We start from the raw sequence: 14,114 nt of genomic DNA, 5'->3' as shown, positions 1-14,114 counted from the left end.
GCATTTAAAAGCAATGACAAACTTTTTAATGAAGTAAACGATGACAGCAGACCAACTCAAACACTTTTTAGGCAACCACAAATTTTCGCTGCTCATGGCGTTTTTAATGCTGGTAATGGTTGCCTTTGGTTATCAGCTAGCACGCTATATGGACGAAGGCGACAGACTGACCGTAACCGCGCAGAAAGAGACTATCGATATACTATCGACAGAAAACAATACGCTCACTACCCGTGTTAATCAGTTAGATGTAGAGCTTGAGCTTACGCAACTCGAAAATGAATCGCTAACGAAAACCTTGGTGGATATAAAGCAACAGCTTAACGAGCAGCAGCAGTTATTAACCTTTTACGAAAGGGTAGTTGCACCAGAAAAGTCAGAAAAAATATTTGTAGCTAAGGATGTTGAATTATATGCAGCAGGCGATAATCAGTATCAGCTTAGAATGGTTTTGCTTCAGCCCAGTCAGCAAAAGTCGGTAATTAATGGTTCTCTAAAATTGAGCATTGCAGGCACACAAGAGGGCGAGTCTGTTACTTTTAGTTCCGGGGATGGCAGTTTTGTGGGAGAAAACATTAAATATCGGTTTCGATTTTTCCAGGCTGTAAATGTGACGTTTACCCTGCCCGAGAACTTCAATCCTGAGACTATTATGTTGACAACTGAAGTTTATCGCTACAAAACAAGTAAAGGCGGCTACGAACGTTCTATGCGCTGGGATGATGTAAAAGTAGATGGAACGTCTGGCGCGGTGAGTACGCTATAGCGTTTAAAATCTTCTCAAAAAAGCAATTGCCGAATAAAAAACGAGTTCCGAATAAAAAAAAAATAAAAAAGTGCAGTAGCGATATCGCCACTGCACTTTTATTTATTTGCTTTTTTAGGGCTCAGTTTTACAACTCTTAACTAGCAGGGAAGTTATGCTTCAACCGTTACTGTACCCTGCATTATGCCAATGTGACCCGGGAACGAGCAGAAGAACATATATTCTTCATTGGCATCTAAGTCTTTGACTGAAAAGGTTGTGGTGGTCTCTTCACCACCGCCAATAACATCAGTTGCACCAATTACTCTTGCATCGTTGGGCTTAAGGTAATTGTTATCAAGTCCTGCACTCATGCCTTCAGTCGCGACAGCTTGGCCGTTTGCTTTTGTTGTCATTACCCAGTTATGACCCATGGCTTGTTTCGGTAACTGCCCAGTATGCTTTAATGTAACTGTGAAGTCGTCACAGGTTGCCGGAATTACAACGTTCGATGTGTTAAATTTCATCGCATCGTTACTTTCAACAGTAACCTCACATTCATTTGCATAAGCGGCGTTAGTTGATGCCAACATTGCTGCCATTGACAGTGCAGTACCAACAAAAATTTTCTTAATCATAAAAAAACCTCTTTTCAAAATGTTTTGGCTGCAATACTACTCAGCCTATTAATTTACCTACACTTTTTACGTGATGATGTGGTGTAAGATCATCTTATTGATAATAGTTATCATTAAAATATTTTGGGTTTTGTTAGCGAATTGTTCGCCTTTACTCCTATAGCCGTCACTTCGTTGGTTCATATCCTTGGCGGGGTGAAACGTGCCATTGAGTAGTTAAAAAAAGCTCGTTTTTATGTGCTGTTTTTTATTGGCTCGTCTTGATGTGATTACACCGACTCTTGAAAAGTCTTTTTAACGAAAGTGATCAAAACCGCCTAATATGATTACAAAATTGTTAGAAAGAAGGCTGCAAAGAATACACGCTTTAACTTAAGAAGGAGATGTTGGCATGGCGAACAATACACGAATTGAAAAGGACAGTATGGGTGAGTTAGAGGTGCCGCATGATGCGCTATTCGGCGCGCAGACTCAGCGTGCTATCAATAACTTCCCCGTTAGTGGTCAGCGATTGCCAGAGCCATTTATTCGCGCACTTATTACCGTAAAAAAAGCAGCAGCTTTGGCCAATATGCAGCTTGACGCTATTAGTGATTCAAGAGGAAACGCCATTGTTCGTGCCTGTGATGAACTGTTAAACGGTGACGATGTGATGCAGCATTTTCCCGTTGATGTTTTCCAGACCGGCTCTGGAACAAGTTCAAACATGAACGCTAACGAAGTTATTGCTAATGTTGCCAGTAAATTTGCAGACGAAGTAATCCATCCAAATGACCATGTGAACTATGGACAAAGTTCTAACGACGTCATTCCAACCACTATTCATGTAAGCGCCGCATTAGAACTCGCATTTCGCTTAATCCCCTCTGTAGAAACTCTAATTGAACAGATTGAGGTGAAAGCCGAGTCGGTTTCACAATATTGTAAAACAGGCCGTACGCACCTAATGGATGCTATGCCAGTTACCATGGCACAAAGCTTACTTTCGTGGGCATCGCAACTTAAACAGCAACTCAACACGCTGCGCGCAATGCAATCGGGTATTCAAACGTTAGCACAAGGCGGTACGGCAGTAGGCACAGGCATTAATGCGCACCCAAACTTCGCAGCAACGTTTGCGAATACCATGAGCGATTTAACCGATTTATCATTTAGCCCAGCAGATAACTTTTTTGCATTAATAGGCTCGCAAGATACAGCGGTTACGCTGTCGGGTGCTGTTAAATCGCTGGCGGTAACGTTGATGAAAATATCGAACGACTTACGCTGGATGAATTCTGGGCCACTTGCTGGGCTGGGAGAAATAGAGTTGGAGGCGCTTCAACCTGGTTCTTCAATTATGCCAGGAAAAGTGAATCCGGTTATACCCGAGGCCGTTGCGATGGCAAGTGCTCAAGTAATGGGTAACGACACTGCAATAACGGTAGGCGGTCAGTCTGGGAACTTTGAGTTAAATGTAATGCTGCCAATGATCGCAAGCAACTTGCTGTCTAGCATTTCATTAATGACAAATAGTGCATCGCTTTTAGGCGAAAAAGCTATTAAAACCTTTAGTGTAAATTCCGAATTTATTGAAGATGCGCTCTATCGAAATCCAGTTTTAGTCACCGCTTTAAACCCCGTTATTGGTTATGCTAAAGCCGCAGAAATAGCTAAAGTGGCTTACAAAGAAAATAAACCAATACTCGACGTTGCAGAGTCGATGACGAGCTTATCAAGAGAAGAACTGGCTACATTGCTAGACCCTAAAAAGCTTACATCAAACAAGTGATACCTCACTGAAGTTTTCCGATACTACGTTTTCAAAATTTATGGATATAAAAAAGACGCTTTTGCTGACAAGCATGGCGTCTTTTTTCGTTTGCCTACTTATTGTTCACTTAATAGGGGGAAACAACTTATTGTTATTTATTGTGCAATAAGTAGACGTTTATTTCTGTAAGTTTCGCTTTATAGTTGCTGTGTGGGGGATTTTTGTTACAGTTGACACAACAACATGCTGTGGATACTGTGGGCCCGTCAAACCAGCGTCTTTAGGGCCTTTTTGGGAAGAATAAATGACAGAAACGTGCTTTCGCATGAAGGGTACAACGCTTACCAGCATTGTACTGGAAATAATCGACTTTGATCCTGATGTATTTGAATCTCAATTAGAGGCAAAAGTAGCGAGTGCTCCGCAGTTTTTTACGCGCTCCTCGCTTATTATACATTTGCAAAAAACGCTTTCGGCAACAGAATTCGAGCTGCTTATTGCATTGTGCAGACGCCTGCAGCTTCAACCTATGGCAGTAAAAGGAGATGTGGCTGAGTTAAGACCGGTGATAAACGATCTTGGTCTTGCCGATATTAGTCAAAGCAAAACCTCAGATAGTGACATCAATACCTCAACTGCCGACGCTGCTAATCAGGCTGAGGCTAGGCAAACAGGGGCTAAGCAAGCAGAGGTAGGTAAAAACACCGGTAATCACAATAAAACGCCTTCTGCCAGCCAGGTTAATTACAGTGCATCTGAAGTAGAGGCTACTCCTGCGGTGCCTGTGTTGAAGCCCGCAAAAGTCATTATGCGCCCGGTGCGTTCAGGTCAGCAGGTTTATGCCGAAGGAAGTGACTTAGTGGTAACTGCATCGGTAAGCGAGGGGGCTGAATTACTCGCAGATGGCAATATTCATGTTTATGGCACTTTGCGAGGAAGAGCACTAGCTGGTGTGAAAGGAAATAGTAATGCTCGAGTTTTCTGTCAGTCATTAGATGCAGAACTCGTGTCAATTGCAGGGCAATTTATTATGCACGACACCGTTAAAGGCGAGTGTTGGAAGAAACCTGCTCAAATATATTTAGAAGAAGATACGCTACGCATAGAAGCGTTGCTTTAACGGTTTGTGCGCGTACAAAGGAAATAAGTAAATGGCTAAGATTATTGTAGTAACGTCGGGTAAAGGCGGCGTGGGCAAAACCACTTCAAGTGCGGCTATTAGCACAGGACTCGCGCTAGCTGGGCATAAAACCGTGGTCATCGACTTCGATGTTGGCCTGAGAAATCTCGACCTTATTATGGGTTGTGAGCGTCGAGTAGTTTACGACTTCGTTAATGTAATTAATAAAGAGGCGTCGTTAAAACAGGCGCTAATCAAAGACAAGCGCACTAGCAATCTCTTTATTTTGCCAGCATCGCAAACTAGAGACAAAGATGCTCTGACAATTGAAGGTGTTCAGGCAGTGCTAGACGAGCTTAAAGAGAGCTTCGACTTTATTATCTGTGATTCTCCGGCAGGTATCGAGCAAGGGGCGCAAATGGCACTATACTTTGCTGATGAAGCTATTGTGGTGACCAACCCAGAAGTTTCGTCAGTGCGAGATTCAGACCGTATTCTTGGTATATTACAAAGTAAATCTATGCGGGCAGAGCAGGGTAAAGCGGTAAAAGAGCATCTTCTGCTTACCCGCTATAACCCAGCACGTGTTGAAACAGCAGAAATGTTGAGCGTAGCTGATGTTGAGGAAATTCTTGCCATTCCGTTACTCGGTGTTATTCCAGAATCTGAATCGGTATTAAAGGCGTCTAACCAAGGCCAACCTGTCATACTGGATGAAGAAGCAAATGCAGGGCAGGCGTATACAGATGCAGTTAAGCGCCTGCTTGGTGAAACCGTTGAACATCGTTTCCTTGATGCAGAGAAAAAAGGATTCTTCAAGCGTCTACTAGGAGGAAAGTAATGGGTATTTTCGACCTGCTAAAAAAGAAGCAAAAGCCAAGCACAGCTGCAGTGGCCAAAGAGCGCTTGCAGATAATAGTGGCACATGAGCGCAGAAAGCGTACGGAACCCGATTATCTTCCTATGATGCAGCAGGAAATTATTCAAGTTATTCGAAAATATGTGGCCATAGCAGATGACCAAGTGTCTGTGCAGCTTGATAACAACGATGACTGCAGCGTGCTAGAGCTCAATGTGACTTTGCCAGAGTCTTAAATGTCAACGTTACAGAAACTTAATTTTTAGCGAGCTTTCTATCAGCGCCTTCTACGAGCACTTGCTATCATCGCTCAGTGTAGGAAATAAAACTCTAAAAAAGCCTCATTGAGGCTTTTTTTTTGGTTTTTTAGTTCAACCAAATCGAGAGTTAACCAAGAGGGCTGCGAGCTGAAGCTTCTTTTCAGCTGCCGCTTTTAGTCGAGCAGGCAAAATCGAAAGCTTAGTCTAAAATTAAAAAAGCCCTCCGATTTGATCATTAATAAGTGCAAGATACTCGGCGACATGCTCTTAGTCTAAAGTATAATGTTTGTGGCGTGATAAGAGATGCTCGACCTGATAGGGTATGGAACTGAGTTAAAGGAAAAATTCAAAAATTAACAAGCTTGTAAAGATCAATAATCCAGTTAGGAAGTAAGCGATGTCACTGAAAAGCGTTATAAATTTCGACGATAGTGGTCAAGGGAATGTTAAACATCAATCAAAAAAAGGGTGGACTATTCTCAGCGTTGAAGACGATATTAATTATCAACGCTCCATCGAACTTAGCCTAGATGGTCTAGAGGTTGATGGACAAAGAGTGAACATCCTCACTGCAAACTCTGCGTTAGACGCAGCAGCAATTCTATCCTCGGTAGACAACATTAGCGTTATTCTTCTCGATGTAGTTATGGAAACTGATGATGCCGGTTTGCATTTAGTCGATACCATTCGCAACGTCATTGGCGATAATAATGTTCGCATTATCCTTGTTACCGGTCAGCCAGGAGTTAATGCCCCTAGACAGTCGTTAATGAGACAGTACGATATTGATGACTATTGGGCAAAGACAGATCTTACGGAGGAGAAGCTTCGCTCTGTTGTCATGAGCAATATCCGTACTTGGCATTCATTAACCGAGCTAGACAAAGCCAGACGTGGATTACAAATGATTGTGGATGCGTCTCGTGTCATCACTTCTAAGCTTGATGTTGAGGATTTTTCTAAAACGGTATTACAAGAAATCGGTCGACTTGCTGGCGTACCCAACAGTGGTGGAGTGGCCTGCTTAATAAGTCCTGAGAATACACTTTTAGAAGAAATTGAAGTTGTTGCCGCAACAGGCTCTTTTAATTCTAAAGGCATATGTGCATTGAAGGATATTCTAGTACATCAAGACCACCCTCTTTCGACATCATTAACATTTAAGCTTATCAGTGAAGCGCAATCGCAAAAAAAACATATGTTTGCTGAAGGTTTGTCTGTACTTTTCTTTTCTACGCAGGAAATCGACGAAAGACATTACATAATGCTTGTCGAGTCTCCCGAGGTTTTAGAGAGCCAACACATCGCCTTGATGAACGTATTCTGTGAACACGTAAAAACTGGTTTTGCTAACTTGGCTTTACTCAACAAGTTGTCGCAGCTGGCCTATTACGACAGTGAGTTGGGTATTCCGAATAGAAACTGGCTTGAGCGGGAGTTATCCCAAACGAGCGAGTATATGCTTGCCAATATGGAAATGGTGGTTGTGAGTATCGCGAATTACTCAGAAGCTACGGTTATGCTGGGTTATGAGCATACCGAAGCTATCGTTAAGGCGCTTTGCAAGAGCATAGAACGCTACTACACGCACGCTAAAGCCGTTTGTCGTATCGAGTTTAATCAATTAGCAATCTTGTTTTCAAAACCTAATGTACCGTCTATTGATGAGCTTGAAGCCTTTACCGAGCAAACCATTTGTATCGATGGGATACAACACACCGTAGTGTCAACCTTATGTAAAGCGAGCCTGGAAAGCATTGCCAGCTATGAGGCCAGAGACTTGATAACCATTATAGAAATGGCACTCATAGCTGGCAGAGAAAGTGGAGAGTCAGTAGTTACATTTTCTCCGTCATTTACACAAGATGTAGCAAATCGACATAACGTGTTACAAGACCTCTACCAAGCGTTGACGAATGAAGACTCCTTTCAGCTTGCGTTACAGCCCAAAGTGAATATGCATACTGGAAAAGTTGTCGGTGCTGAGGCGTTGTTGCGTTGGAAAAAAGCTTCTGGTGAATTTGTGCCACCTTCAATGTTTATTCCTATTGCCGAGGCTTCGGGAGTTATGGGAAAAATTGACGCAATAGTAATGAACAAGACGTTTCAGATAATACAGCGGCTTTGTGATAGAGGGTTAGAGATTCCGGTATCGTTCAATGTTACCTGCAGCGATGTTAGCTCAACAAAATTCATTGAGAAGTTAGTGAGTTTACTCAGCTCAACCAATATTGCCCCAGAGTTGTTAGAGGTTGAAATTACAGAAACCCAGGCGATGGAAGATTACGAAGAGGTAAATCCCGTTCTCAAGCGACTTCTTTCACTAGGAGTGAAGGTAAGTGTTGATGACTTTGGCACCGGATATTCTTCTTTAGCTCATATTGCAGATTTGGCCATTTCTACTTTGAAAGTAGATAGAAGTTTTGTATCTAAGCTATCTGACGAAGGTAATGAAGATGCAGGATTGGCTGTATGTGAAATGGTGCGTAACCTAGCACGGCGTTTCAATTTTAATATCATTGCTGAGGGAGTAGAAAACGAGGAACAAAAAGAAAAGTTACTGGAAAATAAATATGTTTACGCACAAGGTTACTTGTTTGCAAAACCCATGATGATAGATGAGTTTGAACAGTGGTGCGAAAGAGTGGGTGTGAGTGCAACTTAAAACACTGGTACTTATTGTAAAAAAGCCAAGTGCAGCATTGTCACTTGCACTGTCTTTGTTTGCATCTTGTGCCGTAGGATTTGCCGTATTTCTATATTTGCAAGGTATAAAAAATGCAGAGGTTGCTTCAACCCATAATGCCTTACTCAGCCAAGCTAACCAAAGGTTTAATGCTCGGGTTGGTGATATAGAACAGAGTACAAGGCTGTTAAGCAAGCATCTTAAGTATATTCTTAGTTTCAACAGTGACGCATTACCCCAAGAGATAATGGCGCAGTTTGGGCTCGCTGTACCAACGGTGTCACAAATACGATGGATAAATAGCGCAGGTGATGAGACCTTTCGAGTAAATTATAAAGATGGCAAGGCGTCTATCGTTCCTAGCGAGCTACTTCAAAACAAGAGCGACAGGTATTTTGTAAAGGACGCGCTCTCATCTACACCCAATGATGTTACTTTGTCAGATGTCGACTTAAATGTTGAGTTTGGAAAGGTTGAAGTTCCTTATGTACCTACAATAAGAGGAATTATTAACTTCGAAGAGCACGTGCTTGGCCAAGGTTTATTTGTCGTCAATTATCAACTCGTTGACTTGATAAGTAACCTAAGGGCGATGACGTCTCAAGATCATCAATTGCTTATTGCAAAAAGTAATGGCAACTGGGTCCTTCATCCTAACAAGTCGCTTGAATGGGGCGAAGAGTTAAAGAGCGATTTCTCCTCCGACAAAACGTTACCTCGAATATGGAGAACTATCGAGGGTAAATCGTCAGTCTCTTTAATTAGGAGTGAGGACGGTGACGTATACAGTGCCGTTAGAATTTCGCACGACCTTAAAAGTGACCTCGACGAAGAGTCGTTAGTGTTTTTTGTCCGCACCTCTAAGCGTATTTATGAGCGTCTTTACTTCAGCTCTCTGGTTCCATCGATCTGTTTGTCAGTGCTTATAGCATGTCTCTCTATTTTCTTTTTGCTACAAGATAAATTTCGAGAAATGACCTTGAGCTTACTAGCAACTAGATTAGAAGAGGAAAAAGCACTACTTGCACAGGCATTAAACGAGCAGCAACTTCTGCAAGATGAGCTTATTGAAGCAGCGAAAATGGCATCCCTAGGGGTCCTGGTCTCTGGTGTAGCTCACGAATTAAATACACCAATAGGTGGTGCGCTGATGACTATCAGTAGCCTGCGAAGGCGTGTGGATGAGCTTGAAGAGGCATTACCCGATAAGCTTACGCTAGAGAAGCTACATGCTTTTATTAAGCACAATCGAGAGGCGTCAGAATTAGCTGTGTCTAACTTAACTCGAAGTGCAGATTTGATAAAGCGTTTCAAGCGAGTATCTACAGACAGAGGAAGCGAAGATATAACTGAGTTCTCTCTTGAAAAGCTTATAACCGATTTAGCCCATTCTCTGACGCCTATTCTGAAAAAGAAAAAAGTGGCATTAGCCATTGATTCGCCCTGTGATGTAACAATGAAAACTTATCCGGGAGTGTTATCACAGACATTGCAAAACCTTATCGTAAATAGCGTTGAGCATGCCTTTGATGTTCACTCAAATAATGAAATAGTAATTTCAATTCGACGTGTTACCGATAAAGTGATTATAGAACACAAAGACAATGGTAAAGGTGTCTCTGATGATGTTAAACACAAACTTTTTGACCCATTCGTGACAACCGCTAGAGCTGCGGGTAATTCCGGTTTGGGACTACATCTTGTGCATCAATGGGTAACTAACGTGTTGGGTGGAAAAATTAAGGTGAATTCTAAAGCGGGTGAGACTGTATTTACGTTGACCCTACCTATAGAGCAACAGGCGAACGACGATAATAGCGAATTAAACTAGCTTTATTTGCTTGAAATAATCAAGTATTAGATAATGAGACGTAGTAAAATATCGTGATAGGTCATTAACGTTAGGGGTAAATATGTCAGTCGAAACGGCGTTGCCAATTGAGTTTTCTGATGCAGCGGCAAGCAAAGTAAAGGCGCTGGTGACAGAAGAAGAGAATGCAGACCTTAAATTACGCGTTTACGTAACGGGCGGAGGTTGCTCTGGGTTTCAGTACGGATTTACCTTCGATGAGAAGGTAAATGAAGGTGACATGACGATTGAAAAAGACAGCGTCACTTTAGTGGTCGACCCCATGAGTTTACAATATCTTGTTGGTGGTGTTGTTGACTACGTAGACGGCTTAGAAGGCTCTCGATTTTTAGTACAAAACCCAAACGCCACAACAACTTGTGGATGCGGAGCAAGCTTTAGCGTATAACGCGCGTAGTTCAAAATAGGGCAGGTACACGTTACTCTCTTTATGGTATCTGCTCTAAGAGTCCTTTCATCAAATTCTATTTTCAACCCGTACTTTTTGTGTCTACACTTACCCATACAATGGATTTGCTGTAGGACGTTTTTATGAAACTGTATGGCTCTACCACGTCACCTTTCGTTAGACGTATTCGTATCGTACTTGCCTCAATAGATCACGAGTTTTTAAACTTACAGATTTTCTCTGGTGCAGATAGGGAGCTATTAGCCTCTCGTAACCCCACGTTGAAAGTACCTTGCCTTGAAGACGGCAGCGAAATAATTTTTGATTCCCGAATTATCTACAACTATCTCGCGGATAAATATCAATACGAGCCTTTAACATGGGAGGCTGAAAATCAATTAACCCTTATTGACGCTGCGAACGACTCATTTGTACAACTGCTTTTGCTGAAGCGATCTGATTTCGATATAGCGCAGGAGAAATTTTACTTTAATTTGCAGAGCGAGCGTATAGAGGGAGTGTTAACGTCGTTATCAAACCAGATAAATAAGGGCCTTTTTAGCGGGTGGAATTACCCCGAAATATGCCTTTACTCATTAGTCGATTGGGTACTGTTCCGAGAGCTACACGATATGCGAGATTACCCTGAGTTACTGATGTTTCATGAAAAACATCAAGACAGGATTGAAGTGACTGCAACAGACCCACGCATAGAGCATTAGTTACTAATAGCCCTTTGCAAAGTCGAGCTTATACAACAGGGGTAGTCCGTTGTTAAAGCGCTGTGCGTTATTTAAAAACACCTGTGCTACATCTTCTGGCTGCGATTCTGCCGCTGTGTGGGCGGTGATTGAAACCTTCGGATGATGCCAAAAAGCATGCTCTGGGGGCAGTGGCTCTTGTCTAAACACATCCAACACCGCATGGTGCAGCTTATTATTATTCAACGCATCAAGTAACGCACGCTCATCTACTGCGCTTCCTCTCCCTGCGTTAATGAAAATGGAGTGAGGTTTAAGATGTTGAAAAAAGTTATCTGACAACAGATTTTTCGTTTGTTCAGTGTCTGGCATTAGATTGACAACATGGTCTGCGCGCTTGGCAAACGCACTAAGTTGTGAAGTGGGGTACATGGCTTCTGTACCCTCGACCTTGCTAGCGCTTCTCGACATGCCAATAACTTTCATACCAAAGGCGTGGGCCACCGGGATAAGCGCTTGTCCTATATTCCCTAAGCCCATAATACCTAAAGTTAACCCGTTGAGTGGCTGACGGGATTCAGCCTGCCAAACAGGAGGTTGTTTGCTTTGATTGTTACTAAATGCAGGTATATTTCTGGCAAATTGCAGCAAATAAGCGAATACATACTCGCGCATTAATTCACCGAAAACGCCCTTTAAACCAGTAAGCTGATAATCGGTTTTATCAAGACGAAAAAGAGGTGCATTTCCTGCCCATGTAGACTGACACCATTTTAGGTTATGGCAATAAGGAATAACCTTGGCGGCTAAGTTTGGATCTGCTAGCAAGACTTCAACGTTATCTTTATTTACGTCTTCAGGATTGTTAGATGCAACCACAATGTCCAGGTTTTTAAACTCGGTAGGGCAATGTTTTGTTTCGTTACCCATCTTATCAAGAATGGCGCTAGCAATTTGCTTTGCCTCTTTGCTTAATATTGTAATTTGAAGAGCACCGTCAGAGCTTGAATTCATTAGACCTTCACTTATAAAGTAAACTTTTCTTTCCTACCAAAGAGGCAATTATCGCATGGGTGGTTGTTCTAAAGTTGTGAATATAGTTTTACATTTCCGTTAATTAAAAGTGTCATCATTTAACGGAATTATCATGCAGTCGAATAACACTAACAACTTTCAGGCTATTTCGGTAGACCATGCCAAAGTGCTTTCTCCTAAGCGCAACAGCACAAAAGCAGACTCTACACAGGCGCTGGTTAATGAACAACTCGCTCACTTTGGTATCGATGAACAAAGCGACTATGGCAGGGCTTTAGCACAAACCGCGCACCACCTATATGGCGCGCAATCCAGTGTAATGCAGCTTTGGGATATTACTAGTAATACCCTTCAATCTCTAGATAAAGAGGATAGGGTGGCATACTTCAACGCCAAGAAATTTTTATCTTTTCAAATCGCTAAAATTTTAGACACCCTACAAAACCCATTTCGTGCTACCTATCAAAGCTTATCGAGTGGTAATGGATCGCAAGGGCATTACCCGTTATTTGACAACGTAACCGCGCTGTTTTCGGCCACCCCCGTGGTTGTGAGAACGGCAACCTATGTGTATGCCTGCACCGAGTGGGTAGACGACGCGTTTCAAGGCAAAGAATTTACGCACCAAATATACTCGCGCTTGTTAAACCCCACCAATATTTCACTAGCCAACGCCATTGTAGACATGGAGGCAGGCCCCTATGCTTCTGAATACCTTGCATGGAACTTTAACTCAGGCATGGCGGCTATCGATGCTATGTTATCAAATGTGTTAAGCCACGGTGATGTGCTAATTGTATCTAGGAATGTTTATGGCGGGGTTTACCAACTGCTTCACGATTACTTTGCCAGATCAAATCGAATGGATATTCAGATTGCGTGGTTTGATGGCTACGACAAAGAAAGTTTCGCCGACTTTATGGCGCAAACCAAGCAGCAGTATGCTGAGCGCCTAAACAAGGGGGCATCGATGCATGTCTACATGGAGTCTCCTTGTAATCCGCACGGTTACGTTCTCGATGTTCCTGGCATCAGTGAACTTGCCCACGCCGAAGGGGCGTTAGTGATGCTTGATTCAACGTTGGCCACCCCAGTATTACATCAACCTTTGCAGCATAAAAATACAGCAGCCCGACCTGACTACGTGGTGCATAGTTATACCAAGGATTTATGTGGTAGCGGCGCCACTACCGCAGGTGTTGTTATTGGCCAAGGTCACCGTATGTTCCAACCTAAAGGAAGCAGTGTAGATGGAGTTGATTGGTCGCAAACCATGTTTTGGGATGTGTACTACATAAAAGGTGCCTTTCTTGATTCAGAAAAGGCGTTTGACGTGCTTAACGGTATGAAAACTCTTGAACAGCGTATGATGACTAAGGTGATTAATACAGAGGTATTCACTGCCTTTTTAAGCTCTCATCCCCTCATAAGAGTAAATTGCCATGCGTTGCCAGAGCACAGTAATGCCGGACTTCGCGAAAAACAGCACGCCCACGGATGGCCATGTACATTGTTTACTATTGATATGGCTCCTGCAGGCTTAACGAAAGACGTATTTACTCGCTTTTTCGATGCACTAGAGCCTGCATTTAGCCATCAGGTGAGTATTGGGCAGAACAACACTATCGTGCTGTGCCCTGCATTAACGTCGCATTCTGAGCTAAGTGCTGAAGAACAGAAAAAAGCAGGTATAGAGCTTACTACCATGCGTATTGCCATGGGGACGGATAACGTTAAACAACTTATTGCTCACTTTATTTTAGCTGCACGACATTTTATTGATGCCGGCGCACCAGGTTTCAGTGATGAATTTATGAGTAATGAAGCTATTGATGAACTGTATTTACGTGTAAGTGAGCGAGTGTGCGCACAACACTTTGGCAGTAAACCCAGTATGGCATCGCTTATGAGTACACAGAGTTGAAACTTAGCAATGGGAACATTTGTTAAAGCAACGCTTATGTATGGCCGATACTGAGTACAAATGCGTGCTGTAAAGCGCAATTCCTGAGCTTTTTGAATTAATGATTATCAAGAGTTTATTATCAGCTAATTATCA

12 protein-coding genes are annotated in these 14,114 nt (G+C 42.6%); 10 read left to right on the top strand and 2 right to left on the bottom strand.

Annotated features, from left to right (window positions below):
• Positions 1-40: 40 nt before the first annotated feature.
• Positions 41-766 carry a DUF6776 family protein gene (locus tag BM528_RS14795; RefSeq protein WP_071980493.1) on the top strand — a complete coding sequence of 242 codons (726 nt, stop codon included), beginning with the start codon at positions 41-43 and terminating at the stop codon, positions 764-766.
• Between the two features lie 152 nt (positions 767-918).
• On the opposite strand, the gene azu is transcribed toward BM528_RS14795, so the two are convergent.
• Entirely contained in the window at positions 919-1,383 is a 465-nt protein-coding gene (azu, locus tag BM528_RS14790; protein ID WP_071980492.1) for an azurin, read from the bottom strand.
• Positions 1,384-1,774: 391 nt separating this feature from the next.
• Here azu and BM528_RS14785 point away from each other — a divergent pair, with 391 nt between their 5' ends.
• The 8 genes from BM528_RS14785 (at position 1,775) to BM528_RS14750 (ending at position 11,041) form a co-directional block, all read left to right on the top strand.
• Positions 1,775-3,154, top strand: a complete 1,380-nt coding sequence (locus BM528_RS14785) for a class II fumarate hydratase (protein WP_071980491.1) — start codon at positions 1,775-1,777, stop codon at positions 3,152-3,154.
• 286 nt (positions 3,155-3,440) lie between these two features.
• The gene (minC, locus tag BM528_RS14780) at positions 3,441-4,256 is read left to right on the top strand and encodes a septum site-determining protein MinC (protein ID WP_071980490.1); all 816 of its coding nucleotides are present in this window, start codon (positions 3,441-3,443) and stop codon (positions 4,254-4,256) included.
• Between the two features lie 31 nt (positions 4,257-4,287).
• Complete coding sequence (gene minD, locus BM528_RS14775; protein ID WP_071980489.1) at positions 4,288-5,097, top strand: septum site-determining protein MinD; 810 nt, start codon at positions 4,288-4,290, stop codon at positions 5,095-5,097.
• Positions 5,097-5,351, top strand: a complete 255-nt coding sequence (minE, locus tag BM528_RS14770; RefSeq protein WP_071980488.1) for a cell division topological specificity factor MinE — start codon at positions 5,097-5,099, stop codon at positions 5,349-5,351. Before minD ends, minE begins: the two co-directional genes overlap by 1 nt.
• 421 nt (positions 5,352-5,772) lie before the next feature.
• Positions 5,773-8,040: a sensor domain-containing phosphodiesterase gene (locus BM528_RS14765; RefSeq protein ID WP_071980487.1), complete on the top strand. Its 2,268-nt coding sequence runs from the start codon at positions 5,773-5,775 to the stop codon at positions 8,038-8,040.
• Positions 8,030-9,892 (top strand): sensor histidine kinase, encoded by a 1,863-nt coding sequence (locus BM528_RS14760; protein ID WP_071980486.1) that lies wholly within the window; start codon positions 8,030-8,032, stop codon positions 9,890-9,892. Before BM528_RS14765 ends, BM528_RS14760 begins: the two co-directional genes overlap by 11 nt.
• Positions 9,893-9,974: 82 nt before the next feature.
• Positions 9,975-10,319, top strand: a complete 345-nt coding sequence (erpA, locus tag BM528_RS14755; protein ID WP_071980485.1) for an iron-sulfur cluster insertion protein ErpA — start codon at positions 9,975-9,977, stop codon at positions 10,317-10,319.
• Positions 10,320-10,462: 143 nt separating this feature from the next.
• Positions 10,463-11,041, top strand: coding sequence for a glutathione S-transferase family protein (locus tag BM528_RS14750; protein WP_071980484.1), 579 nt, complete (start codon positions 10,463-10,465; stop codon positions 11,039-11,041).
• 3 nt (positions 11,042-11,044) lie between these two features.
• On the opposite strand, the gene BM528_RS14745 is transcribed toward BM528_RS14750, so the two are convergent.
• Positions 11,045-12,034 carry a D-2-hydroxyacid dehydrogenase gene (locus BM528_RS14745; protein ID WP_071980483.1) on the bottom strand — a complete coding sequence of 330 codons (990 nt, stop codon included), beginning with the start codon at positions 12,032-12,034 and terminating at the stop codon, positions 11,045-11,047.
• A 133-nt stretch (positions 12,035-12,167) separates the two neighbouring features.
• Between BM528_RS14745 and BM528_RS14740 the strand changes: the two genes are divergently transcribed.
• On the top strand, positions 12,168-13,979 hold the full coding sequence (locus BM528_RS14740; RefSeq protein WP_071980482.1) for a trans-sulfuration enzyme family protein: 1,812 nt from the start codon (positions 12,168-12,170) through the stop codon (positions 13,977-13,979).
• The last annotated feature ends 135 nt before the right edge of the window (positions 13,980-14,114 follow it).

It is taken from the genome of Alteromonas sp. RW2A1, from assembly GCF_001886475.1.
Taxonomy (GTDB): Bacteria; Pseudomonadota; Gammaproteobacteria; order Enterobacterales; family Alteromonadaceae; genus Alteromonas; species Alteromonas hispanica.
The sequence above is the reverse complement of the archived record's forward strand: the minus strand, read 5'-3'. Positions and strand labels throughout refer to the sequence as shown.